The organism is Saccharothrix stipae, assembly GCF_054781895.1.
Genome location: NZ_BAAGTN010000002.1, coordinates 249,683 through 274,001 on the forward strand (window position 1 = coordinate 249,683; position 24,319 = coordinate 274,001).

A 24,319-nucleotide genomic window follows, 5' to 3' on the forward strand; every position below is an offset into this window, starting at 1 on the left:
CCTCCCGGTGTCGTCACCTTCGCCGTGTTCGGCGATCAGGCGGCCGGGACGTTGCGGAATTCGTCGTAAGCCGGTCCTCCACCGGCCGTGGCCATTCGGGCGAACGGTGGGAAGGCCGACGCCAATCCGCAAACAACAGGAGGCTGACAGATGTGTGGAATCACCGGCTGGGTTTCGTTCGACCGCGATCTCACCCGTGAACGGGAGATCCTCGACGCGATGACCCGGACGATGGCTTGCCGCGGGCCGGACGCGTCCGGCACGTGGGTCGAGCGGCACGCCGCGCTCGGCCACCGGCGGCTCGCCGTGATCGACCTGCCAGGGGGGAAGCAGCCGATGTCGGTGCGCACGCCGAACGGCGACGTGACGCTGGTCTACAGCGGCGAGGCGTACAACTACGTCGAGCTGCGCGAGGAACTCGTCCGAGCGGGCGAGCGGTTCACGACCGCGAGCGACACCGAGGTGGTGTTGCGCGGCTACCTGCGCTGGGGTGCGGCCCTCGCCGACCGCCTCAACGGCATGTACGCGTTCGCGATCTGGGACGCGCGCGAGCGGAAGCTGGTCATGGTCCGCGACCGGCTCGGGATCAAGCCGCTGTTCTACCACCGGACCGCCGACGGGATCCTGTTCGGCTCGGAGCCCAAGGCGATCCTGGCCAACCCGCTGGCCAAGCGGGTGGTCGACGCGGACGGCCTGCGCGAGGCGCTGTCGTACGCCTTCACGCCGGGCCACTCGATCTGGTCGGACATGCGGCAGGTCGAGCCGGGCACGGTGGTCACGGTCGACGTCGACGGCGTGCGCGAGCGCACCTACTGGCGGCTGGAGACCCGCGGGCACGAGGACGACCTGGAGACCACCGTCGGACGGGTCCGCGAGCTGCTCGACGACACCGTGCGCAGGCAGCTCGTCGCGGACGTGCCCCTAGGCCTGCTGCTGTCCGGCGGCCTGGACTCCGGCACGCTCACCGCGTTGGCCGCGGGGCACCTGGGCGAGCAGCGGGTGCGGACCTTCGCGGTCGACTTCATGGGTCAGACCGAGAACTTCAAGCCCGACGAGCTGCGCGACACACCGGACACGCCGTTCGTGCACGACGTGGTGACCCACGTGGGGTCCGAGCACGCCGACATCGTGCTCGACCCGAAGACGCTGGCCGACCCGGAGGTCCGCAAGGCCGCGCTCACCGCGCGCGACGTGCCGATCAGCCTGGGCGACATGGACTTCTCGCTGTACCTGCTGTTCCAGGAGATCCGGAAGCGGTCGACGGTGGCCCTGTCCGGCGAGTCGGCCGACGAGATCTTCGGCGGCTACCGGCACATGCACGACCCCGCGATCCAGCGCGCCCGCGCGTTCCCGTGGATCGCGGTCAGCGTCGGCCCGCTCGACAAGGACGGCACCGGGCTGCACCAGGGGTTGCTGGACGACCTCAAGCTGGAGGAGTACCGGCGCGACCGGTACGACACCGCCGTCGGTGACGTCGAGCGGCACGACGCCGAGGACGACCACGAGTACCGCATGCGGATCATGATCCACCTGCACCTCACCCGGTTCCTGCGCTTCCTGCTCGACCGCAAGGACCGGTTGAGCATGGCGGTCGGGCTGGAGGTGCGGGTGCCGTTCTGCGACCACCGGCTCGTCGACTACGTCTACAACGCGCCGTGGTCGTTCAAGCACTACGACGGCCGGGAGAAGAGCCTCCTGCGCGGCGCGGTCAAGGACGTGCTGCCGGAGTCGGTGGCCTGGCGGCCGAAGAGCGTGTACCCGTCCACCCAGGACCCCTACTACGCGCGGCAGTTGCAGGTGCAGGCCAAGGAACTGCTCACGCGCCGGGACCACGACGTGTTCGGGTTGGTGAGCCGGGACTGGCTCGAACGGGCGAGCACCCAGGACTCGGCCGGGATGGCCCGGCTCACGCGGCTGGGCCTGGAGCGAGCCCTCGACTTCGCCGTGTGGCTCGACGTCTACCGCCCTGAGCTCGCGCTCCCCTAGCGCCCCAGCACGTCCGGATCGGTGGCGGACCGGGCCCGGCCCGTGCCGCCACCGATCCGGGCCAATGCCGATCCGAGCCGCCGCCCACGACCTGCCGACGGCGTGCTCCGGCTAGCGGGTGTCGGTCTCCTCGCCCAGGACCTTCTGCAGGAACCCGGCCGGCCGCGTCTGCCGGTAGCCGCCGTCCAGCAGGCCGACCTCGCGCGCCTCGGCCTCGTCGATCATCCGCAGCGGCCCGTCGGCGGTTTCCGCGGCGCCGAACTCACCGGTGTCGATGCCCGGCCACGCGCCGGGCTTGTGGAAGACCTCCGGATCGGCCGGGAACAGGTCGAGCAGGCCCTCGTCGTGGTCCACGACCTTCCACGTGCCGTTCTTGGCCAGGCTCTCCTCGGTGTACACCGGGTGCTTGCGGGGCGAGCGCAGGAGGTCCGCGCCGGGCCGCCCGTCCCGGGACACGCCCTCGAACAGCCCGATCGCGGTGCCGAACCGGTTGCGCGTGATCACCACGGCCAGCCGGTAGCCGTCCGGGACGGGTATCGCCAGCACGTCGCCCGGCGTGAGCTTGACCGCGCGCTTGCCCACCCCTTCGGCGACCAGCTTGCGCACCTCGTCACCGCCGACGTCGGCCAGCCCGACCCGCCCGGTCCGCAGCACCTGGAGCACGGCGGACGCGAACTGCCCCGGTGTGACCGGCGCGCCGCTCGCGGCGTTGATCCGCGCCGCCACGACGCCGACGTGGTCGCGCGCGTCCTCGAAGACGCCGTCGTTCAACTCGGGCACGCGGGACGGTCGTTCGCCGCGGTAGCGCTTGTTGCCCCGCACGGTCGCGGCCAGCTTCAACGGCTGCGTGAACGTGCCGTCCACGGCGTCGCTGTTCGTCGGGATCGCCCACCCGAGGACTTCCAGGAACTCCGCCAGCGTGGGCGGTCCGCCGATCTCCTCGGCGAACCGGGCGGCGACCTCCGCGAAGCCCGACACCGCCTCGTCCAGCACGTCGTCGGGAAGTGGGGCGTCGTTCACGGACATCCCAACCCGTTGGTCTTGCGCTGCTCGTATTCCTCGTACTCGGCCAAGCGGTCCTCGCCCATGGGGTTCTGCCGGTTGCCGCGGTAGTTGTTGCCGTCCCGGCCGATGACCGTACCGTACTGCTCCGCCAGTCGCTGCTCCATGAGGCTGGACTCGCCGTACGTGCGCGTGCCCGGCACGACCGAGATCGTGTCGCCGTTGGCGGGGTCGTACCGGTTGTGGTTGGCCGCGTGCCTGGCCTCGACGTCGGCCTGGGTGGCGTCCGGGCCGAACTGGCCGGAGTAGTACACCGTGCCGTTGGAGTCGCTGAGCGTGTAGTTCGACCAGCCGTCCCGGTCCAGGCGCAGGTAGCGGTCGCGGGTGATGAGGCCGACCGGGTCGAGCATGGCCAGCGGGTTGTCCACGTACCCGTGGTGGTTCGGCGCGGCGTCGAGGCCGAGCGGGTCCGGGGTGGTGTAGCTGCCCGTCGCCGGGTCGTAGTAGCGGTGGTAGTTGTAGTTCAGCCCGGTCTCGCGGTCGTGGTACTGACCGGGGAACCGCAGCAGGCACTCGGCGCCGTCGGTGCCGATCGGCTGCCGGTCCTCGCCCCACAGGCTGGACCGCTGCCGCCACTCGACGCGGCCGTCGGTGGTGACGAGCTCGGTCGGCGTGCCGACCAGGTCGGTGACGATCGCGTGGAACCGGCGGTCGATCACGTCCTGCGGCGCGGACGCGGCCGTGGTGCGGCGCTCCTGGCTGACCGGCGTCCACGTGCCGGGCCGGTGGTCCCACGTCGTGGTGGCGACGAACGGCGTGCCGGCCACGACGTGTTCCTGTTCCGCCAAGACCTGGGCGTCCCAGTGGAACACGACCTCCTCGACGGCCACGCCGGCGGCGTCGAGTCGGCGCTTGCCGATCCGCCTGCCCAGCGGGTCGTACCGGTAGGTCCACCGCTGCCCGGCCGGGGTGACGGCCTCCACGAGCCGGTTGCGCGGGTCGTACCGGTAGGCCCACTCCTGCCGCGCGCCGGACAGCGTGTGCCGCACCGCGCGGACCACGCGGCCCTGCGCGTCGTGGTCGTAGTGCGTCCGGCCCGCGCGGCGCACCAGCGTGCCGGAGGTGGACCTCGGCCCGGCCGACGGCGAGTCGGCGGCACGGCTGTCCGTGGCGAAAGCGAGGTTCCCCGCCTCGTCGTAGGCGTAGTTCTCGGTCCACGTCGCCGCGCGCACGGCGGTGACCCGGCCGCGCGCGTCGAGGTCGAACCGGCGGTGCCCGTCGAAGCTGTCCTGCACCGAGTCGGGCACGCCGTCGGGGCGGTAGGTCCAGCCGCGCCCGTACCGCGGCCGGGCCTCGCGGCGGCCGTCCGGTCCTTCGAGGCCGATCAGGTGGCGGGAGGCCAGCCGGCCGGAGCTGTCCCACGAGCTGGCCACCGCGATGTCCGGGCTCAGCCACCGGTACACCTCGCGGCGGGCGGCGTCGTGCGCGAACGCGATCCGGGTGGCGCCGGTGGTCAGCGACGTGGGCAGGCCGACGGCGTCGTACTCCCAGACCGACCGGTGGCCGGTCGGGGTGGTGCGGGACGTGCGGCGGCCCAGCGCGTCGTAGGTCGAGGCGAGGGTGCGGCCGTTCACCGTCTCGGTCAGCGGTCGGCCGACGGGGTCGCGGGTGAAGACCACCTCGGCGTCCGCGTTCGTCGCGGTGAGCACCCGGCCGGCCGCGTCGTAGCCGAACGCCGTCACCGCGCCGTCGTCGGTGCGCTGCTCGACCGGGCGGCCGAGCACGTCGCGGGTGATCGCGATCGCCTCGCCCTCGCCGTTGGTCAGCCGGACGAGCCGCTTCGCCGCGTCGTGCTCGTAGGAGGTGGCGCGGCCGTCGAAGTCCAGCTCCCGCACCAGGTTGCCGGCCGGGTCGTAGGTGTACTGCCAGGTGAGCGAGCGCGCGTTGGTGACCCCGGTCAGCCGCAGCTCGGTGTCGTGGTCGAAGACGTGCCGGGTGCCGTCGGGGTCGACGCGCACGGACACCAGGTGGAACGGCCCCACCTCGTACCGGGTGGTCGAGCCGTCCCGGTCGGTCATGGCGATCACGTCGCCGTTGCCGTCGGTGGTCCAGGTCTGGCTCGTGCCGTCCGGGTAGGTGTACCGGGACGGGGTGTCGGCGCCGCCCCACTCGATCGTGGTGACCGCGCCGAGCGGGTCGGTGACCCGGGTCAACCGGCCACGCGCGTCCAGCTGGTAGGTCTCGGAGGCGCCGGACGGATCGGTCACCGCCACCGGCAGGCCCGCCGCGTCGGTGACGATGGTGGTGGTGCCGCCGAGCGCGTCCGTGATCGTGCGGGGTTCGCCCCGCTCGCCGTAGGTGTGCGTGGTGACGGCGCCGGTCGGGTCGGTCTGCGTGAGCGTGTTGCCGCGCTCGTCGTAGGTGTAGCGCCAGCGCGCGCCGTCCGGTCCGACGACCTCCACCGGCAGCCGCAGCTCGTTGTACTCGGCGGTGACCGCGGTGCCGTCCGGGCGGTCGACGCGCACCGTGTCACCGTCCCAGCCCAACGTGTACCGGGTGGTGCGGCCGAGCGCGTCGGTGCGGGACAGCAGGCGGTGGAACCGGTCGTACTCGGTCCGTTCCGCGTTGCCGAGCGGGTCGACGACCTCGGTGACGTGGTTGTGCTCGTCGTAGTGGAAGACGGTGGCCTGGCCGAGGCTGTCGGTGACGGTGGTCTTGCGGCCGGCCAGGTCGTAGTCGAAGGTCGCGGACAGGAAACCGCCGTCGCCCTCGCCCCGGACCACCCGGCCGTCCGGGCCGTAGGTGTAGCGGTAGCGGTAGTTCTCGCGGTCGACCCACGCGGTGACGCGGTCGGCCTCGTCGTACTCGTAGCGGTACGGCAGGTGGGTGGTGTCGATGATCTCGACCATCCGCCCGCGTTCGTCGTAGCGGTACCGCACGAGCGCGCTGTTGTCCGCGCCGAGCCACAGGGCGGTGATGCGGGGACCGGCGTCGCCGTGGACCGTGTCCACCGTGACGCGGTAGCCGCCGGAGTGCACGACCCCGGTCGGGAGGCCGTCGGCGTCACGCTCGTAGTCGATGCGGTTGCCGTTGCGGTCGGTGAGCGCGGTGATCGGGCGGACGCGCGGGTCGGCCGGGTTCGGGCCGAAGTGCCGCACCCGGCCGGTCTTGGGATCCTCGACCCGGTAGGTGTCGGCCTCGCGGTCCCACGTCAACGCCCAGCGCGCGCCGTCGTTCGGCATACCGCGCAGGCCGGGGCGCTCGGGGCGTTCGTACCGCAGGAGCTGCGCGTCGTCGCCGAAGTAGCGGACGTGGCGGTCGTCGAGCTCCAGGCGCTGGTCCAGTGTGGACGACCAGCCGGGGCCGTGCAGCCGGCCGCCCTGGTAGCCCGAGGCGTACGCGCGTTGCAGGAGCAGGGGCAGCAGGGCGGGCAGGTCGACGTCGACCGCGTTGGTGATCATCTGGCCGGACACGGTGTCGACCGGGTCGCCGCCCTTGCCGTCGCAGCCGCCGTTGCCGTCCGAGCGCTGGCCGCTGCCGCCGTCGTTGCCGTCGGTGGGCTTGCCGCCGTCGGGCTTGGCCGGGCCGCGACTGGTCGGTGCGTCACCGTTGGGCGTCGTGCCGTCCGGTGTGGGGCTGTCCGGCTTCGCGGGCGGCACGTCGGGCGTGGTCGACGGGCTGGTCGTGCTCGACGGGCTGGTGGTGCCGGACGGGCTCGTGGTGCCCGATGGGCTGGTCGTGCCGGACGGGCTCGTGGTGCCGGACGGAACGGTCGTGCCGGGGCCGTCGGGCGTCCTCGGTGTCGGGCTCGGGCCGTCGGCCTTGCGGCCCAGCTTGCCCAGCGCGGCCATGATCTCGTCCAGCTTGCCCATCACGGACCGGATCCGCGGCGCGACGTTGCCGATCGTCTTGATCAGGTTGCGGATCAGGTCGCCGATCTTCTTGACCACCCGGGAGATCGCGGTGATCGCCTGGCCGACGATGACCGGCGTGGCCAGGCCCAGCGTCGCCACCGCCTCCAGCGCCCACGCGATCAGCCGGCCGATCAGCTCGGCCACGATGTCCCGGACCATCTCGCGGACCGCCGCCACGACCTCGCCCATGATCATCACGCCGGCGGAGATGCCGCCCGCCAGCGAGCCCGCGCCCGCCACCGCGTCGGCCACCCGGGCCGAGTGCGCCCGGTAGGCGTCGGCCGCCGACCCGCTCCAGCCCGCCGTGCCGCTGCGCGACTCGTTGACGAAGTCCTGGGCGATCGCGGCGACTTCGCGCGCCACGTTGCCCCAGGTCTCGCTGAACGACTGGATGACCGGCGGGTTGCCCGCGAGCCAGTCCAGTGCTTCCTTGAGCGGTTGGACGTGCTCGATCAACCACGACACGCCGTAGGAGGCGAGCGTGCCGATGGGGTCGACCACCATGCTCAGCACTTCGAGGCCGACGCCCGCGGCGCCGAGCCCGCCCGCCACCCAGTCACCGCTCGCGACGCCCTGGGCCAGGCCGTCGGCGGCCTCCAGGATGCCGATGCCGGTGATGGCGTTCGTGGTGTCCCGCGGCGCGGCGACCAGGTCCCCGGTCACCGGCGGTCGACCCCGTCGAACGCGGCCGCCTCGGCGGTCTCCTGGGCGCCGTAGTCACCGGCCGTCGCACGCACCTCGGTGGCCACCTCGGTGATCGTCTCCACCGCTTTCGCCAAGGCGTCGACGCCCTTCTGCTCGAACGGCTGGAGCAACATCGCGAACGGGCGGCAGATCACGCCGTAGGCCTCGTCGGACATGGTCACCTGCCTGGCGGCGTCCACCGCCGCCTGCAACCGGCGCGCCAGCGCGTCGACCTTCCCGGCGTGCACCTCCAGCTCGCCGACCAGGACCCCGTACCCGCCGGCCATCATCGACCGTCCGTCAGGAACGACTCGCCGCTGAAGTCGCCGTCATCCGGTGGCGGCGGTGGCCGGCGCGGCACGTCCGGCTCGGCCGACGGGAAGTTGGCCCGTGCCTGCGCCACCAGGTGCCGGGTGGTCGAGTCGTCGCCCACGGTCTCGGCCATGATCGCCGCCAGTTGCTCCGGGTAGCGCGACTGCGCCTTGGTCATGGCCTCCATCACCGCCGCCGCGATCGCGTCGGGAGCCAGCTTGCGGACGCCGTCGGTCATCGTCACCGCCGTCGGGATGCCGTTGGCGCCCACGGTGACGCCGACCGCACCGCCGGCCGCGGACTCGGTGATCGACACGCGCTGCACCTCTTGGGCCATCGCCTGGTAGCGGGCGGCCTTCTGCTCGGCGTCGCGTTCCCACTGGTCGATGGCGCGCTCGGTGGCCGCCAACGGGTCCGTCATGAACCTCTCCCTCCGACCAGGGGATCCGGACCACGATGCTGCTCGCAGTCGGCCGCCGGAAACACCGTCTTCGCGCAACCCTCACTCGGTTGGCGCAGCGGAATTCCACCTTCGCCGGGAATGGCGCACCGAGGTGTTCGCCCGCTGTTCGCCTCGCCGCGACCATCGGCGGGTTGACGGCCCCGGCCCCGGCCTGGAACCTCGGTGCCGGCCGATGATCTCCGCGACACCGGCCGACTCCGCCGCCTCCTGCCACTCGACACCGGATGGAGGGCAAGGTCGTCGTGACCGCCCGGATGACGGACCCGACCCGCACCACCTCACGCACGCGGCGGACCACCGCGAGGCTGCTGCACGCGCTGCCGGTCGCCGTGCTGCTGGCGGTGCTCGTGCCCGCGGCGGCGTGGGCGGAGCCACCGCGGGCGTTGCCTGCGAGCTTCGCGCCCGCCGACGGCAAGTGGCAGCCCGCGTTCGACTACGACACCGACGGCTGCTACCCGACCCCGGCGATCTCCCCGACCGGCGCGGTGGCCACCGGCCTGAAGAACTCCGGCGCGCTCAACGGCCAGTGCCGCGACCGGTCCGACCTGGACAACACCAACTCCTACTCGCGCTCCAAGTGCGACGGCGGCTGGTGCGCCTACCTCTACGACCTGTACTTCGAGAAGGACCAGGCCGTGCCCGGCATCGACTGCTGCGGCCACCGGCACGACATCGAGCACGTGATCGTGTGGGTCAACGACGACCAGGCGCGGTACGTCTCCACCTCCGCGCACGGCAAGTACTCCACCTACCCGCGTGACCAGGTCGCCTGGGAGGGCACGCACCCCAAGATCGTCTACCACAAGGACGGGCTCGGCACGCACTGCTTCCGCCTCGCCGGCGCGACCGAACAGCCGGAGAACCACTACGGCGCCTGGCAGTACCCGGACCTGGTCGGCTGGGACCACTTCCCCGCCGGCGTCCGGGACGTCCTGGTGAACGCGAACTTCGGCAGCGCGAGCCTGGCGATCAAGGACGGGGCGTTCGAGCACAACCTCGCCCAGGCCAAGCCGAGCGGCGTCCCGTTCGCGGCGTTCGCGGACCGGCCCTGACCCGGCGGCCATTCGGGTGGGCGTGCCGAGCGCGCGGCCGGGCGGCTAACGGTGACGCGTCCTCGGCGGACTGACGGTGTGCCGCACCGCCCGCTCACCGAGGAGGCTCCACCATGAGACCGTCACGACTGATCCGCTTCGCCGCGGCGGCGGCGCTGGCTTGCGCCGCGCTGTCCGCCGCACCCGCGCACGCCGCGACCCTGGAGCAGACGTGCGTCGGCACGGAGGTCACCACCTTCGACCCGCCGCTCACCCTCACCGCGCGGCCGACCACCATCACCGTCAGCGGCGTCTACCCCACCTGCACCCACGCGAACGCGGTGACCGCCACCTACGCCGAGACGTTCGGCCTCACCGCGTCCTGCCTGGTGCTGTTCGACTCCGGGTCGGCGCTGCGCACGTTCACGTGGGGCGGCACGGTGACGCCCAGCGAGTTCCGGTACAACGTCACGTCGAGCGCCGTGGCCGGCCAGGTCGTGGTCGTCAACACCGGGGTGATCACCGCCGGCGGGTTCGCGCCGGCCGGTGCGGAGCAGGTGATCACCCTGGTGACGCCGAACCTCGCCCAGTGCCTGACCGGCGGGGTGGCGAGCGTGACGGGTCCGACCACGCTCACCGTGCACCGGTCCTGAGCACCGCGACCGCACCTGATCAGCCCGTCCTCCCGGTCAGTCCGGGGTGGGACCGGCGGTGGCCGGCCAGGGCGCGCCCGGGCCGGCCATGCGGTCGTAGAACGGGTCGCCCTCGGTGATCTCGCCCTGGCCGATCGTCCGACCGGTGAACGCCGAGGCGTACACGGCGGCCACGAACTCCATGGTCACCCTGGTGTCCGCGGTGGAGACCGGTGGCGTCCGGCCGGCGTCCAGGGCGTCGAGCACGGCGGCGAACTGGGCGGTGTGGCCGCTCGGCGTGTCCGGCGGGTCCCCTGCCCACGCCGACACCACGTCGGGGGCGCCCGGCGCGGCGGTCAACGACCAGTCGGCGTCGGAGTAGCCGTAGAGGTGCTCCAGGTCGACGGTCGCCCGCTCGAAGTCGAAGCGGAGTTGGCTGGTCTGGCGCGGCGAGACGACCGAGTTGACCACGGTCGCCACCGCGCCGGAGTCGAACCGCACGAGCGCGGCGGACACGTCCTCGGTGTCGGTCGGCCGGGCTTGGCGGGCCGCGACCGCGGTGACGCTGCGCCACTGGCCGAGGATCGACAGCAGCAGGTCGAACTGGTGGATGCCGTGCCCCATCGTCGGCCCGCCGCCCTCCAGCTCCCACTTGCCCCGCCACGGCACCGCGAAGTAGTCGTCGTCGCGGAACCACAGGGTGTTCGCCGACGCCAGCAGCGGCCTGCCCAGCACGCCCTCGGCCACCAGGCGCCGCAACCGGACCGCACCGGAGCCGAACCGGTGCTGGAACACGGTGGCCACCGGCACCCCCGCCGCGGCCTCGGCGGCCCGCAGGCGGTCGAGTTCGGCCAGCGACAACACCGGCGGCTTCTCGACCAGGGGTGACGCGCCCGCCGCCAGGCACTCCAGTGCCAGGGGCAGGTGCGAACCGGGCGGCGTGCACAGGTGGACCAGGTCGGGCCGCCGGGCGTCGAGCAGGTCGGCCAGGCTCGGGTGGGTGGGCACGTCCCACGTCGCGGCGAAGGCCGACGCCCGGTCGGGGTCGAGGTCGACGGCGCCGACGAGCCGCGCCCGGCCGTGCTGCCGGGTGACCGCCTCGGCGTGGGCGGTGGCGATCGCCCCGGTGCCGACGATCGCGCAGGTGTAGGTGCGAGTGGTCACGAGAGGTGCTCCTCCTCAGACTGCGGACCCCGGCGTCCGCACGACCGCGGCGTACGGCACGGCGTTGCCCACGTCGTGGGTGCGCAGACGTCCGCACATGCCGAACACCCGTTCCGAGGCGGACCCGGGCCGGGGCGATCCGAACACGGTCGCCCGTTCCAGGTGCCGCGCCGCGCCGACGGCCAGGTCGCTCGTCACCGCGAGACCGGCCTCGGCCTGGCTCAGCGGGCCGTCGCGCACGATCGAGGGCCACGTCCCGGCCCGACCGCGGACCAGCGCGGCCGCCGCGGCGTGGAACTCCCGCAGCGGAGCCTGGTCACCGGCGCGGATCGCGTCCCGGATGCGGGTGAAACCCTCCACCGCGAGGTCACGGCGCGCGCGGGCGTCGGCGGCGCGCTCGGCCTCCGTCGCCCGGTGCGGCAGGGTCGCCGCGGCGCGGTAGCGGTCGGGGTCGGCGACGACGTCGGGCGGGAACGTCATGACCGCGTCACCGGCCTCGGGCAGTCCGGCGTTGTCCATCAGCACGACCACCTGGAGACCGCCGTGGTTCACCGCGCGGTGGATCGTGCCGGGCGTGAACCAGACGACCGAACCCGGGCCGAGCGGGATCTCGTGGCAGCCGTCGAGGGTCACCGCGTGCAGCTCGCCCGTCCCGCCCACGACCACGTAGCACTCGGTGGAGGCCAGGTGCAGGTGCGGGCTGCCGCCGACGACCCCGTCGGGCGCGGCGTCGTCGTAGACGTCGAGGAACGACAGCGAGGTCCCGCCGGGGAACGTGCTCACGCCCGCTCCGCCCGGCGCAGGACGTCGCGCACCGAGTCGGCCAGCGCCTTCGCGTCCCGCGCGCCGCCGTCGGCCACACCGGTGCCGTAGCGGAACCGCACGGTGTCACCGTCGGGGACGACGAGCTCCTCGCTGAAGAACGGCGCCGGGTTGAGGCAGGCGAAGTGCGCGGACCGGGTGAACCAGCGCGGCGGGTGGTTCGGGTTGGCCTCGTGGTCGACCACGAGGACCAGGGACTCCGCGTCGTCGCCGTCGTGCCGGCCCGCGAAGGCCATCCACTCACCGCGCCTGCCGCGCAGCTCGTCGCCGCCCGTCCCGTCGGGCGTGACGACGTCCCCGCCGGTGAACGAGCGCGGGCCGCGCCAGAACAACCCGCCGTACCCGGCGTTCTCCCGGCCGCGGGTGGTCGGCGAGCCGAACGCGATGGCCTCGCCGGAGGTGTTGGTCATCGCGGTGTCGAAGGTCAACGCCCAGGCCGCGGCCGAGAGCAGGACGGCGGTGATCGTGCGACGCTCGGTGATCACGGTCCGCCCGGACTGGGTGATCCAGTCCAACTCGTGGGTGAACCAGGCGGTCTGCTCGTCGGAGCCGGTGTCGACCACGCGCCGGTGCTGCTGGGTGCCGTTGTTGTCCAACTGCACGTAGGACCGCCCGTGGACGTAGGTCGGGCCGCCCCAGAAGTTCTCGTCGCCGACGAAGGGCAGCGACCAGGCGATGCCCTTGTGCCACACGTGGTCGTGCGGCCGGAACAGGCTCACCAGCCGTCCGGCCCGGGTGCGCACCGGGTGCAGGAACGGCTTGGGCGACTCCAGCCCCGGCGTGTCGGGCACGTAGGTGTAGCGGACGAGGTCGACCTCACCGTCACCGATGGTCAGCGAGGAACCGACGTCGTGCCGGACCACGAGTGCGCTCAAGGTCAGTCTCCCGGATCACCGCTCGGAAAGCGCTTTCCAGTCAGTATCGGGCCCCGAGCGCGGCACGTCAACGCGAATCGCCGTACCGGTGCGGGACGCTGGAACCCCGTGACCGAACCGGCCGTTCCGCCCCCCGGAAGACCGAGGTGACCGATGAGCCAGGATCCCATCCGCAACACCGTGCACGGCGATGTCGGGACCGCGGTGCAGGTGGGCCATGTCGGAGGTGACGTCCACGTCCACCCGTCGCCCGCTGCCGCCGGGATCCACCAGCTGCCGCCGGACGTCGCCGGCTTCACCGGCCGGGTCGACGACCTCGCGCGGCTCGACTCGTTGCTCGACGTCGACGGCGGGTCGACCGCGGTGGTGATCACCGCGATCGCCGGCGCGCCAGGTGTCGGCAAGACCGCGCTGGCCGTGCACTGGGCCCACCGGGTTCGCGACCGCTTCCCGGACGGGCAGCTGTACGTCAACCTGCGGGGCTACGATCCCGGCCGGCCGATGGCGCCCGAGCAGGTGCTCGACGGGTTCGTCCGGGCGTTGGGACTCCCGGCCGAGCGCGTACCCCGGGAGGTCGAGGCGTTGTCCGGTTCGTACCGTTCGCTGGTCGCCGGCCGGCGGGTGCTGGTCGTCCTGGACAACGCCGGCAGCTCCGCGCAGGTGCTCCCCCTGCTGCCGGGATCACCGTCCTGCACCGTGGTGATCACCAGTCGGGGCAGGTTGTCCGGCCTGATCGCCCGCACCGGCGGGCGACGCGTCACGATCGACGCCCTCCCGCCGGCGGAGGCGGTCGAGCTCCTGCACGACCGCCTGGGCGACAAAGGCGCCGAGGCGGGCGCACGGGCGTTGGCGGAGCTCGCCGAGCTGTGCGGCAGGCTACCGCTGGCGTTGCGCATCGCGGCCGAACGCGTGGCCGCGCAGTCGAGCCTGAGCGTCGCCGACCTGAACGAGGAGCTCACCGCCGAGCGCGAGCGGTTGGACGTCCTCGCCGCGGACGACGACGAAGCGACCGCCGTGCGTTCGGTGTTCTCGTGGTCCTACCGAGCCCTCACCCCGGACGCCGCGAGGCTGTTCCGGCTGCTGGGCCTCCACCCCGGACCCGAGTTCGACGTCTCGGCGTCGGCGGCACTGGCCGACCTCCCCGTCCGCGACACGCGACGCCTGCTCGACGGGTTGTCGGGCTTGCACCTGCTCGGCCGGAGCGCACGCGGCCGGTACCGGTTCCACGATCTGCTCCGCGTCTACGCGGCCGAGCTGGTCGTCGCCGAGGACCGGCCCGACGTGCGGCGAGAAGCCTTGCGACGGGTGCTCTCCTGGTACCTCCACGCCGCGGTGGAGGCGAGCCGGATCGTCTACCCCAATCGGCAGCACGTGCGGATCGAGGCTTCGGGCCCGGCCGGACCGATGCCGGTCTTCGACGGCCGCGCGGCCGCGTTGAGGTGGTACGAGACGGAGCAGGACAACCTCTTGGCGGCCATGCGCGGTGCCGCGGGATCCGGTGAACGCGCCCTCGCGTGGCAGTTGCCCGCGATGCTCACGGACATGCTGTGGAAGCTGCCCTGGGCCGACGCCATCGACATCCTGCACTCCGCGCTCGCGGCGGCGGAGTCGCTCGCGGACGTGCGGGGACAGCTGTACGTGCTGGACAACTTCGCCGACTTCGCGCTGGACCTCGAACGGTTCGACGAGGCCGCCACGCACTTCAGCCGGATGATGCGGCTGGCAGGCGAGGTCGGCGACGGCTACTTCCTCGGATCGGCGTTGAACGGACTCGGGAACGCGCACCTCGGGCGCGGCAATCTCGACCCGGCGCTGAGCCGCTTCCGAGAAGCGCTCGACACCTTCCGCGCCATCCACAACCGCGGCATCGAGGCAACGGTCCTGGCGAACGTCGCCGAGGTGTTGCGGCGCCAAGGACACTGGGCGGACGCCATCGCCCACTGCCGGCTGAGCCTGGGCATCGCCGGCGAGCTGGACGACGTGTGGAGGGTGGCACGGGCGGAGCGGACCCTGGGACTGACCTACGCCGGATCCGGCGACGTGGAGCTCGCACTCGAACACCTGCGACGCGCGCTGTCGATGCACCGCGAGTTCGACAACAGGTTCGACGTGGCCCGCACCTCGACCGACATCGGCGACGTCCTGCACCGGGTGGGTGAGCACGGGAAAGCGCGGAGCGCGTGGCGGGACGCGGTCACGATCTTCGAAGAACTGGGCGCGCCAGGCGCCGACGCGGTGCGGCGCCGCCTCGACTCCTCCGCCGACACCGATCCGAGCACGTGACTCGCCCGCACCGCGCACCGACCGGGGTCGACGGGAAAACGGGGTGATCGACCACCGGCGCGGGATTACGGTGTCGGCCACCGCCGACACCGTGAGGAACCTCCCGTGACATTTCCCGTCGCCCGTGCGACCGCGGCGGTCGCCGTGCTGGTGGCACTGGGCGCGTGCGCCCCGGCGCCGTCGACACCCGCAGTCGTGGGCACGTCGGTCTCCGCGACACCGCGGCCGACCTTGGCCGATCCCGTCGCGGCGGCCGAGGCGTTGGCACGGGAGCTGCACCCGCCGGGCGCGTCGGCGTTGCCCGGCGGTCGCAACGACTACCGGCGGCCCGGTGACGTCGGCGCGGACCTGGACCTGCTGGTGTCCCGCAGGCCGGACATCGTGCGCCCGCTGGTGCTGCCCCACCGCACGCCGCTCGGCACCCGGGTCACCGGTGTCGAGCTGGGTCGCGCGGACGACTTCGCCCCGGTGTTCGTGCTGCTGGGAGGTCACCACGCGGGTGAGTGGCCGAGCGTGGACGTCGTGGTGGAGTTCGCGGCCGAGCTGGCCCAGCTGCACGGGCGCGACCGGCGCGTGACCGACCTGCTCGACCGGGTGCGGGTGGTCGTGGTGCCGGTGGTCAACCCCGACGGGTACGCGGTGTCGCGCGACCTGGAGGTGGAGGACAAGCGCCGGAGCTGCCGGGTCGACGACACCCGCGAAGAGGTCGCCCGGGCCGAGTGCGCGGCGAACGCCGACTTCGGCGTGGACCTCAACCGCAACTACGGCGTCAACTGGGGTGGTTCGGGCTCCAGCGGCCTGCGCACGAAGGAGGACTACCGGGGCACCGGGCCGTTCTCCGAACCCGAGACCCGCAACGTCCGCGACCTCGTGTCGGCGCACCAGGTGACCGGACTGGTCTCGGTGCACACCCACGCCGCGTTGACGCTGCGCCCGCCGTACCAGCGCGCCACCTCCGCGACCGCCGACGAACCGCTCTACGCCCGCGTCGGCGAGGCGATGGCGGCCGCCAACGGCTACCCGAGCGTGCCGGGCGGCGACCTGTACGAGGCCAGTGGCACGGTGGTCGAGTGGTCCTACTACACCACCGGCGGCCTCGGCTTCGACGTGGAGCTCGGCGGCGACCGCTCGCACGACCCGTTCCCGACCGCGGTCGTGGGACCCTACCCCGGTTTTCGGGAATCGGTGCTGATCGCGGTGGAGGCCGCGGCCGATCCCGCCCACCACGCCGTGCTCACCGGCACCGCACCCGACGGCGCGGTCCTCACCGCGCGCAAGTCCTTCGAACAGCCCACCGCCCGCGACGGCACCGCGTTCACCAGCGACCTGACCTCGACCGCCACCGCGCACGGCGCCTTCACCTGGCACGTGAACCCCTCCGTGCGCCCGGCCCGTGACGGCACCACGCACGAGGAGGCCTGGACCCTCACCTGTGCCCGTCCCGACGGCGAGGTGCTCCAGGAAACCCGCGTCACGGCACGCCGGGGCACCGCGGTCGAGGTGGACCTGGGCGAGTGCGCCGCCGACTGGTGAACCGGCGGGGGGACCGCCGCCCTCGTCGACGCCGGTCCCCCGTGCGGTCCTCAGTAGACCGTGGCCTGCCGTGACGTCGACCGGATGCCGTTGGCGCCGTTGAAGATGCGGTTGCCCCAACTGGTCAGGCTCGCGCGGTTGAAGCCGCTGACCATGTCGAGGTACTCGACGCCGCCGCCGTTGCCGCTCCACGACCAGCCGAGGTAGCCGATCCGCTGCGACTGGGCCGTGGCCATGATGGCGTTCTCGTCGGGGTTGCCGTCGGAGTGGTTGTCGCCGAACTCGCCCACCACGATCGGCAGCCGGGCGTTGACGAACGCGTTGAGGTACGAGCTCACCTCGGACGCGGTGTCGTACACGCCGTACATGTGGATCGAGAAGACGGTGTTGCGCTGCGAGTCGGCGTTGAACACCGAGGACGCGTTGTTGCGCATGGTGTTCGACCAGTCCTGGCCCCAGTTGGGCGCGTCCACCATCAGTGTGTGGGTGAAGCCGTTGGACCTCATCCGGGAGATGGCGTTGCGGGTGTCGTTGGTCCAGTTGCCGTAGTTGTTGTTGCCGTACGGCTCGTTGCCGATGTTGATGATGACGTAACGCTCCTGGCCCACGAGCGCGCTCTTGACGCCCAGCCAGTAGTCCACCGCGCTGTTCAGGCTCACCGCGCCGCTCTGCTCGCCGTAACCGGTGGTGTCGTGCGCTTCGAGCACGCAGATCAACCGGTTCGACCGGCACTGCGAGACGATCGTGGACACCGTCGACGCGCTGGTCCGCGTCCACCGGGCGCCCGTGCTCAGCACGACCCGCACGGTGTTGGCGCCCAGCGCCTTGATGTCCGACAGCGCCCGCGACGTCCGGTCGGGGTACCAGGCGTGCGCGTGGTTGACCCCGCGCATCACGAACTCGCTGCCGTTCGCGTCGTACAACCGCCCGTTGCCGACGTAGAAGCCGTTCGCGGCCGAGGCCGCGGGTGCGCTCAGGAGTGGGGCGAGCGCCGCGAGCAGGGTTGCCACGGCGATCAAAACCCGTCGTTTGACCACGTCCACCTCACCATGTCGTCGTTGACATCGTTGACAGTCGAACCGACCGGGCGGCGGGCGCACTCGGTTCGGAGGCGAATGCAATCAGTTAACCGGTTAAGTGTCAACCACCCGACCGAGTCCCGGATCGCCTGAAGTCCGAAAGTGAATCGGTTAAGCCGCCCGCTCCACTCGTGCTACCACCCATCGGCAACGGCCGGCACCCCGTGGGTGCGACCACCGGCGCGGTGACGGGCGGCGGCTCCGGGCCCGCGCGAGCGCCGACGGCGGGACATCGGTGGTTTCGCCGGTCCCGCGCCCGCCCGCTGGCAGTGGACCGGTTCCGTGCGCCAGATTCCGGACCACGCCGCACGAACCCACCCTCGGACCGATGGAGAAACCCATGCGATTGCGCAGTGCGATTCTCAGCGTCCTCGCCCCTGGCCGGCGTGCTGACCGCGACGACCGGCACGGCCGGTGCGGCGGCCGGGTCCGGTGCGCCACCGTCGGCAACGGGCGGGTCGGGCCCCTACTCCGCGGGCTACGAGACGACCTTCCGGCTGGCCGACCACACGATCTACCGACCCGACACCCTGCCCTCGGGCGTCAAGCTGCCCATCGTCGCTTGGGGCAACGGCGCGTGCCGCGCGGACGGCACGTGGTTCCGCAACATCCTCACCGAGTGGGCCTCGCACGGCTTCCTGGTCATCGCGAACGGCCGTCCGGGCGGGTCCGGCTCGACCGACTCGGACATGCTCCTGGACTCCATCGACTGGGCGATCGCGGAGAACTCGCGGCGCACCGGCAAGTACTACGGCAGGATCGACACCACCAAGATCGCGGTGATGGGCCAGTCGTGCGGCGGCATCGAGACCTACGAGGTGGCCGCCGACCCGAGGCTGACCACCACCGTGCTGTGGAACAGCGGGCTGCTCAACGACTCGCAGAACCACCTGTTGCAACGCCTGCGCGTGCCGATCGCGTACTTCATCGGCGGACCGACCGACATCGCCTACGAGAACGCGATGGACGACTGGCGACGGCTGCCCGCCGGGCTGCCCGCGTTCATGGGCAACCTGGACGTCGGCCACTTCGGCACGTTCGACCAGCCCAACGGCGGTGAGTTCGGCCGGGTCGGCGGGCACTGGCTGAAGTGGCAGCTCAAGGGCGACCCGGCGAGCAAGGCCCAGTTCGTGGGCGGCGACTGCGGCCTGTGCGGCACGGACTGGGACGTGATGCGGAAGAACCTCGGCTGACGACGAGCGCGGACCGGTGCCCACCGCGGCGGTCGCGGTGGGCACCGGTCAGGCCGGCTAGGCTGCCGGGGTGCAGCAGCAGCAGGTCTCAGTGGTGACGGGCGCCGGCTCGGGTGTGGGCCGCGTGGTCGCCCGCGCGCTGCTCGACGCCGGTCACCGGGTCGCGCTCGCCGGACGACGTGCGGACCGGCTGGCCGAGGCGGCCGACGGCGCGCCCGCCGAGGCGGTCCTGGTCGTGCCGACCGACATCACGGTGGAGGCCTCCGTCGACGCGCTCTTCGACGCGGTCCGCGAGCGGTGGGGGCGGGTCGACGTGCTGTTCAACAACGCCGGGACCAACGTCGCCGCCACGCCGTTCGCGGACTTCACCGTCGAGCAGTGGTCCGAGGTGGTCGACACGAACCTGACCGGCTCGTTCCTGTGCGCCCGCGCCGCGTTCCGGGTGATGCGCGACCAGGACCCGCAGGGCGGTCGGATCATCAACAACGGCTCGATCTCCGCGCACGCCCCGCGACCGGGCGCCGTCGCCTACAACGCGAGCAAGCACGCCATCACCGGGCTGACCAAGTCGATCTCGCTGGAGGGCCGCCGGCACCGCATCGCCTGCGGCCAGATCGACATCGGCAACGCCGCCACGCCGCTGACCGAGCGGATGGCGCACGGCGTCGCGCAGGCCGACGGCTCGATCGCCGCCGAGCCCACCATGGACGTCGCGCACGTCGCCGACGCGGTCCGCTACATGGCGGGCCTGCCCCTGGACGCCAACGTGCAGTTCATGACGGTGATGGCGACGACGATGCCGTTCATCGGGCGGGGCTGACCGGTCAGCCCCGCACCGCGGCGGCCAGTTCCGCGATCATCCCCGGCCCGACCTGGCAGCAGCCGCCGACGAGCCGCGCGCCGCCCTCGACCCACCCGGCCACGCGCGCGGGCTCGAAGGCCGGGGAGCCGGTCCAGCTCCGGGTGGTGGCGTCCCAGCTCTCGCCGCTGTTGGGGTAGACCACGACGGGCTTGCCGGTGACCCGCCGCGCGATCGCCACCGCCTCGGCCACGTCGGCCGGGTCGCAGCAGTTGACGCCGACGGCGATCACCTCCGCCACCCCGCGCACGGCCTCGAACGCCTCGGTCAACGGCTGGCCGGCGCACGTCCGCGTGCCGCGGGCGCTGTAGGACAACCACAGCGGGACGCCCGACCCGGCGACCACCCGGAGCACCGCTTCCGCCTCCTCGACGTCCGGGATCGTCTCGACCGCCAGCACGTCGGCGCCTGCTTCGGCCAGCACCTCGATCCGGGGTCGGTGGAACGACTCCAGCGCGCTCGGCGCGAGGCCGTACCGGCCGCGGTACTCCGAGCCGTCGGCGAGCATCGCGCCGTACGGGCCGACCGACGCCGCCACCCACCGCCGTCCGTCCACTTCGGACGCGGCGCGGCGGGCGAGGGTCACGCTGTCGCGCCACAGGTCGGCCGTCCGCGCGGCGTCGAGCCCGCGCCGGGCGAAGCCCTCGACCGTCGCCTGGTAGCTGGACGTGATCGCGACCTCGGCGCCCGCGCGGTAGTAGGCCAGGTGGGCGGCCGTGATCGCGTCCGGGTCGGCCGCCAGCAGGCGCGCCGACCACAGCGAGTCCGACAGGTCGTGCCCGGCGGCCGTGAGCGCGGTCGACAGGCCGCCGTCCAGCACCACCACCCGTCGGGCCAGCGCGTCGGCCAGGGATTCCACCGAGGACTGAGCTGCCACGCCCCGACCGTACCCCCACCACGGGGACGTCACCGGCGGCACCCGGCGGCCCGGACGGCACCCCGCCACGAGCATCCGGCCGGTGCGCCCGGGGTCAGGCGGTCGTGGCGCGGGCGGCGGCGACGAACTCCCTCATGAGCCCGTGGTCCTTGACGCCGCGGGTCGACTCGATGCCGCTCGACACGTCCACGCCCCACGGCCGCGCCCGGGCCACGGCTTCGGCGACGTCGTGCACGCCGAGGCCGCCGGCCAGCAGCCACCGGCCCTCCGGCCGGGCGCCGTCGAGCGCGGCCAGGTCCCACCGGTGCCCGGAACCGGCCCGGGGCGAGTCGAGCAGCAACATCCGCTCGCCGTAAGCGCCGACCCGCACGTCGGTGTCCGGCTTCAGGGCGACCGCCCGGACCAGGGGCACCCCCGCCGCGGCCACCTCCTCGAACGCGGACCGCGGGTAGTCGCCGTGCAACTGGACGGCCCCGATGCCCGACTCCTCCGCGAGCCGACGCACGTCCGGCGCCGCCACTCCGCTGAAGACGCCGATCGCGAGCACGTGCGGCGGCACCTCGCGCACCAGCCGGCGCGCGGTGTCGAGGTCGACCTGCCGGACGCTCGCGCTGAGGACGAAGCCGACCGCGTCGGCTCCCGCGTCCACGGCGGCGGCCACGTCGGCCTCGGTGCGCAACCCGCACAACTTCACGTACATGCCGCAGACAGTAGCGGTGAACTCCTCACGCCCGGTTCCGCGTGATGGACTGTCAGGTGTCGCGGTTCACCGCGCGGGGAGGTGGCACGGGCGTGCGAGGGGCCGTTCGGGAAGTGGTCGGGCGCGAGCCCGAGGTCGCGGTGGTCGCCGGGGTGCTCGACCGGGCCCGGGAGGCGACCGCGTGCCTGGTCGTGTCCGGCGAGGCGGGCATCGGCAAGACCGCGCTGTGGGAGCACGCGGTGCGGGAAGCGGAGCACCGCGGGCACACCGTGCTGTGCTCCCGACCCGCGGAACCGGAGGCGCGGCTGTCCTACGGCGGCCTGATCGACCTGCTCGACCGCGTGGACGACGCGGTGCTCGACCGATTACCGGGTCCGCAGCGCACGGCGCTCGAAGTCGCGCTGCTGCGCCGGCACGCGGACGACGGACCCGGCGATCCGCGAGCGGTGCACGTGGCCGTGCTCAACGTCGTGCGGGCGATGGCCGCGACCGCGCCGGTGCTGCTGGCCGTGGACGATGTGCAGTGGTTGGACGAGTCGAGCGCCGCCGTCCTGGAGTACGTGGTGCGCCGCCTGGTCGAGGAGCACGTCGCGGTCGTGCTGGCGGTCCGCTCCCCCGACGGCGACGTCCCGCTCGGCCTGGCGGACCGCGAGGACCTGGCGCACCTGAGGCTGACCGGGCTGAGCATCGGCGCGTTGCACCGGCTGGTCCGCTCGCGCCTCGGCACGCCGTTGCCGCGGCCCACGCTGATCCGCCTGCGGCAGGCCAGCGGCGGCAACCCGTTCTACGCCTTGGAGATCGCCCGCGCGCTGCCCGACCCCGGCGCGGTGGACGCGGTCGGCCTCCCGCTGCCCACGACGCGGGCGGTCGGCGAACTGCTCGCCGACCGGCTCGCCGCGCTGCCGGACCACAGCCGGGACGCGTTGCTGTGCGCGGCGGCGCTGTCGCAGCCGACCGTGGACCTGGTGTGCCGGGCGCTGGACGACCCCGACCTGGCCGAGGCCGCGCTGGCCGACGCGGAGGACCACGGCGTGATCGAGATCGTGTCCGGCGCGATCCGGTTCACCCACCCGTTGCTGAGCTCGACGTTGTTCTCCTCCGCGTCCGGCGGCAGGCGCAGGCGGGTGCACCGCCGGTTGGCCGAGGTCGTCGACGACCCGGAGACCCGTGCGCTGCACCTGGCGTTGAGCACCGACGGGCCGGACGCCGAGGTCGCCGAAGCGCTGGACGCGGCCGCGCGCAACGCACAGGCGCGCAACGCGCCGAACACCGCCGCACGGCTGTGGGAGCTGGCCGGTGCGCACGCGTCCGACCCTCGGCGCCGGGCGGTCTGGCTGGCGTCGGCCGTGGTGTGCCGGTACTTGGCCGGTGACGCGGCGGGCGCGCGCAAGCTGGTGGGGGCGTTCGACGTCGAGGACGTCCCGGCGGGCCCGGAGCGGGCGGCGGTGCTGCTCGACCTCGCGTTCGTGGCGTTCTTCGAGGACGGTCCGGTCGAGGCGACGGCGTTGACCGACCGGGCGTTGACGCAGGTCGGCGACGACCCGGTGCTGCGCGCCACCGCCTACCTGCGCCGGTCGTTGTTCTGCCAGCACGACACCCGGTTGCGGTGGCGCAACACCGAGCAGGCGCTGGAGGCGATCCAGGGCCACGAGGACGAGGCGCCGACCGACCTGGTGGCGTGCATCCTGATCGCCAGCGCCTACTACCGGCTGCTGGCGGGGGTGGGCCTGTTCATGGACGACGTGCACCGGGGCGCGGCGATGGTGTCGCCGACCAACCAGACCCGCGAGGCGCGGATGGCCCGCAGCACGTTGCGGGTGCTGGCGAAGTACCTCGACCCGGTGCAGGGGCGGGAGCGGATCGAGGCGGCCCACCGCGAGGAGGTCGAGCGCGAGGACGAGTCGGTGGCCGTGCACGAGCTCGTCCACCTGGCGGAGCTGGACGTCTGGCTCGGCGACTGGGCACGGGCCGGGCAGCGGGCGGCCGAGGCCGTGGAGGGGGCCGAGCAGACCGGGCAGCGGCCGTGGCTCGCCTACGCCCTCTACACCGGGGCGCTCGTGGACGCGCACCGCGGCCGGTGGGAGCAGGCGCGCGACGCGGCGAGCCGCGGCCTGGACGTGGCCACCGAGCTGGACGACCCGTGGGTCGCGGCGCACCAGCTGGCCGTGCTCGGGTTCACCGAGCTGTCCCGGCACGAGCCCGCCGCGGCACGTGAGCACCTGGCCGCGGCGGTGGCGTTGTGCGCGGAGGTGGGCATGGCCGACTTCCCGGTCAGCTCGCTGTACGGGGACCTGGTCGAGGCGGTGGTGGAGCTGGGCGAGCAGGCCGAGGCGACGCGGCTGCTGGCCGAGCTGGAGCAGCGGCGCGACCGCGCGCCCCGGCCGTGGATCACGGTGGTCGCGGCCAGGTCGCGGGCGCTCGTGCGGATGGCGTGGGGTGACGCGGAGGGCGCGGAGGAGGCGTTGGCGGCCGCGGCCGCGGCGCTGGACCGGCTGCCCATGCCGTTCGAGCACGCCCGCACCGACCTGGTGCGCGGCCGGGTGCTGCGGCGGCGTCGGATGAAGCTCGCGGCCCGCGAGGCGTTGCTGGCGGCGCGGCGCGGGTTCGACCGGCTGGGCGCGGTGTCGTGGGTCGACGAGGTCGACGCGGAGCTGGCCCGGCTCGGCCTGCGGCGCGGCGACGAGCACGAGCTGACCGCCACGGAGCTGCGCATCGCGCGGTTGGTGGCCGCCGGGCTGAGCAACCGGGAGGTGGCGGGCGCGGCGTACGTGACCGCGAAGACGGTCGAGGCGCACCTGACCCGTATCTACCGCAAGACCGGTGTGCGCACCCGACGGGAGTTGGCCGCGCTGGACATCCTGCGCCCGCCCGAGGAGTAGCAACTGTGGGGTCGCTCCCCGATTCGCCGGT

18 protein-coding genes are annotated in these 24,319 nt (G+C 73.1%); 8 read left to right on the forward strand and 10 right to left on the reverse strand.

The genetic code is table 11. From position 1 onward, the window contains the following. Positions 1 to 150 precede the first annotated feature (150 nt). A complete protein-coding gene (gene asnB / locus ACYVLT_RS04120; RefSeq protein WP_461118737.1) occupies positions 151 to 1,986 on the forward strand; it encodes an asparagine synthase (glutamine-hydrolyzing) in 1,836 nt (611 codons plus the stop codon). A 111-nt stretch (positions 1,987 to 2,097) separates the two neighbouring features. Here asnB and ACYVLT_RS04125 read toward each other — a convergent pair whose 3' ends face one another. From ACYVLT_RS04125 to ACYVLT_RS04140, 4 genes are read right to left on the reverse strand one after another with little or no spacing between them, the layout of a single operon-like run. Beyond that, positions 2,098 to 3,012 carry a hypothetical protein gene (locus ACYVLT_RS04125; protein ID WP_461118738.1) on the reverse strand — a complete coding sequence of 305 codons (915 nt, stop codon included), beginning with the start codon at positions 3,010 to 3,012 and terminating at the stop codon, positions 2,098 to 2,100. Further along, complete coding sequence (locus ACYVLT_RS04130) at positions 3,003 to 7,565, reverse strand: DUF6531 domain-containing protein (protein WP_461118739.1); 4,563 nt, start codon at positions 7,563 to 7,565, stop codon at positions 3,003 to 3,005. Before ACYVLT_RS04130 ends, ACYVLT_RS04125 begins: the two co-directional genes overlap by 10 nt. Then, positions 7,562 to 7,876: a type VII secretion target gene (locus tag ACYVLT_RS04135; protein WP_461118740.1), complete on the reverse strand. Its 315-nt coding sequence runs from the start codon at positions 7,874 to 7,876 to the stop codon at positions 7,562 to 7,564. The genes ACYVLT_RS04130 and ACYVLT_RS04135 overlap by 4 nt, the downstream gene beginning before the upstream one ends. Further along, complete coding sequence (locus ACYVLT_RS04140) at positions 7,873 to 8,319, reverse strand: YbaB/EbfC family nucleoid-associated protein (RefSeq protein WP_461118741.1); 447 nt, start codon at positions 8,317 to 8,319, stop codon at positions 7,873 to 7,875. The genes ACYVLT_RS04135 and ACYVLT_RS04140 overlap by 4 nt, the downstream gene beginning before the upstream one ends. Before the next feature lie 266 nt (positions 8,320 to 8,585). Between ACYVLT_RS04140 and ACYVLT_RS04145 the strand changes: the two genes are divergently transcribed. Both ACYVLT_RS04145 and ACYVLT_RS04150 read left to right on the forward strand, forming a co-directional pair. Further along, a complete protein-coding gene (locus ACYVLT_RS04145) occupies positions 8,586 to 9,413 on the forward strand; it encodes an NPP1 family protein (RefSeq protein WP_461118742.1) in 828 nt (275 codons plus the stop codon). Between the two features lie 113 nt (positions 9,414 to 9,526). Beyond that, the gene (locus ACYVLT_RS04150) at positions 9,527 to 10,045 is read left to right on the forward strand and encodes a hypothetical protein (protein WP_461118743.1); all 519 of its coding nucleotides are present in this window, start codon (positions 9,527 to 9,529) and stop codon (positions 10,043 to 10,045) included. Positions 10,046 to 10,081: 36 nt separating this feature from the next. Here ACYVLT_RS04150 and ACYVLT_RS04155 read toward each other — a convergent pair whose 3' ends face one another. The 3 genes from ACYVLT_RS04155 to ACYVLT_RS04165 are packed head-to-tail and all read right to left on the reverse strand — an operon-like array spanning position 10,082 to position 12,885. Further along, positions 10,082 to 11,188 carry a Gfo/Idh/MocA family protein gene (locus tag ACYVLT_RS04155; protein WP_461118744.1) on the reverse strand — a complete coding sequence of 369 codons (1,107 nt, stop codon included), beginning with the start codon at positions 11,186 to 11,188 and terminating at the stop codon, positions 10,082 to 10,084. 15 nt (positions 11,189 to 11,203) lie between these two features. Further along, positions 11,204 to 11,971 carry a cupin domain-containing protein gene (locus tag ACYVLT_RS04160; protein ID WP_461118745.1) on the reverse strand — a complete coding sequence of 256 codons (768 nt, stop codon included), beginning with the start codon at positions 11,969 to 11,971 and terminating at the stop codon, positions 11,204 to 11,206. Then, positions 11,968 to 12,885 carry a DUF6807 domain-containing protein gene (locus ACYVLT_RS04165; RefSeq protein WP_461118746.1) on the reverse strand — a complete coding sequence of 306 codons (918 nt, stop codon included), beginning with the start codon at positions 12,883 to 12,885 and terminating at the stop codon, positions 11,968 to 11,970. The genes ACYVLT_RS04160 and ACYVLT_RS04165 overlap by 4 nt, the downstream gene beginning before the upstream one ends. Before the next feature lie 153 nt (positions 12,886 to 13,038). On the opposite strand from ACYVLT_RS04165, the gene ACYVLT_RS04170 reads away from it, so the two are divergent. Both ACYVLT_RS04170 and ACYVLT_RS04175 read left to right on the forward strand, forming a co-directional pair. Then, positions 13,039 to 15,168, forward strand: a complete 2,130-nt coding sequence (locus ACYVLT_RS04170; protein ID WP_461118747.1) for an ATP-binding protein — start codon at positions 13,039 to 13,041, stop codon at positions 15,166 to 15,168. A 105-nt stretch (positions 15,169 to 15,273) separates the two neighbouring features. Further along, positions 15,274 to 16,701 (forward strand): M14 family zinc carboxypeptidase, encoded by a 1,428-nt coding sequence (locus tag ACYVLT_RS04175; RefSeq protein WP_461118748.1) that lies wholly within the window; start codon positions 15,274 to 15,276, stop codon positions 16,699 to 16,701. A 50-nt stretch (positions 16,702 to 16,751) separates the two neighbouring features. Here the strand turns inward: ACYVLT_RS04175 and ACYVLT_RS04180 are convergent, their stop codons facing one another. Then, entirely contained in the window at positions 16,752 to 17,711 is a 960-nt protein-coding gene (locus ACYVLT_RS04180) for a cellulase family glycosylhydrolase (RefSeq protein WP_461119240.1), read from the reverse strand. 422 nt (positions 17,712 to 18,133) lie between these two features. Here ACYVLT_RS04180 and ACYVLT_RS04185 point away from each other — a divergent pair, with 422 nt between their 5' ends. After that, the gene (locus ACYVLT_RS04185; protein ID WP_461118749.1) at positions 18,134 to 18,973 is read left to right on the forward strand and encodes an alpha/beta hydrolase; all 840 of its coding nucleotides are present in this window, start codon (positions 18,134 to 18,136) and stop codon (positions 18,971 to 18,973) included. A gap of 70 nt (positions 18,974 to 19,043) precedes the next feature. After that, positions 19,044 to 19,793: an SDR family oxidoreductase gene (locus ACYVLT_RS04190; RefSeq protein ID WP_461118750.1), complete on the forward strand. Its 750-nt coding sequence runs from the start codon at positions 19,044 to 19,046 to the stop codon at positions 19,791 to 19,793. 4 nt (positions 19,794 to 19,797) lie between these two features. Here ACYVLT_RS04190 and mmuM read toward each other — a convergent pair whose 3' ends face one another. After that, entirely contained in the window at positions 19,798 to 20,709 is a 912-nt protein-coding gene (gene mmuM / locus ACYVLT_RS04195) for a homocysteine S-methyltransferase (RefSeq protein WP_461118751.1), read from the reverse strand. Between the two features lie 94 nt (positions 20,710 to 20,803). Beyond that, on the reverse strand, positions 20,804 to 21,409 hold the full coding sequence (locus tag ACYVLT_RS04200; RefSeq protein WP_461118752.1) for a phosphoribosylanthranilate isomerase: 606 nt from the start codon (positions 21,407 to 21,409) through the stop codon (positions 20,804 to 20,806). A 92-nt stretch (positions 21,410 to 21,501) separates the two neighbouring features. On the opposite strand from ACYVLT_RS04200, the gene ACYVLT_RS04205 reads away from it, so the two are divergent. Beyond that, positions 21,502 to 24,288: an AAA family ATPase gene (locus tag ACYVLT_RS04205; RefSeq protein ID WP_461118753.1), complete on the forward strand. Its 2,787-nt coding sequence runs from the start codon at positions 21,502 to 21,504 to the stop codon at positions 24,286 to 24,288. Positions 24,289 to 24,319 lie beyond the last annotated feature (31 nt).

Coding starts and splice junctions, on each gene's coding strand:
- asnB (WP_461118737.1), top strand. CDS start 151: ATGTGTGGAATCACCGGCTGGGTTTCGTTCGACCGCGATCTCACCCGT.
- ACYVLT_RS04125 (WP_461118738.1), bottom strand. CDS start 3,012: ATGTCCGTGAACGACGCCCCACTTCCCGACGACGTGCTGGACGAGGCG.
- ACYVLT_RS04135 (WP_461118740.1), bottom strand. CDS start 7,876: ATGATGGCCGGCGGGTACGGGGTCCTGGTCGGCGAGCTGGAGGTGCAC.
- ACYVLT_RS04140 (WP_461118741.1), bottom strand. CDS start 8,319: ATGACGGACCCGTTGGCGGCCACCGAGCGCGCCATCGACCAGTGGGAA.
- ACYVLT_RS04145 (WP_461118742.1), top strand. CDS start 8,586: ATGGAGGGCAAGGTCGTCGTGACCGCCCGGATGACGGACCCGACCCGC.
- ACYVLT_RS04150 (WP_461118743.1), top strand. CDS start 9,527: ATGAGACCGTCACGACTGATCCGCTTCGCCGCGGCGGCGGCGCTGGCT.
- ACYVLT_RS04170 (WP_461118747.1), top strand. CDS start 13,039: ATGAGCCAGGATCCCATCCGCAACACCGTGCACGGCGATGTCGGGACC.
- ACYVLT_RS04200 (WP_461118752.1), bottom strand. CDS start 21,409: ATGTACGTGAAGTTGTGCGGGTTGCGCACCGAGGCCGACGTGGCCGCC.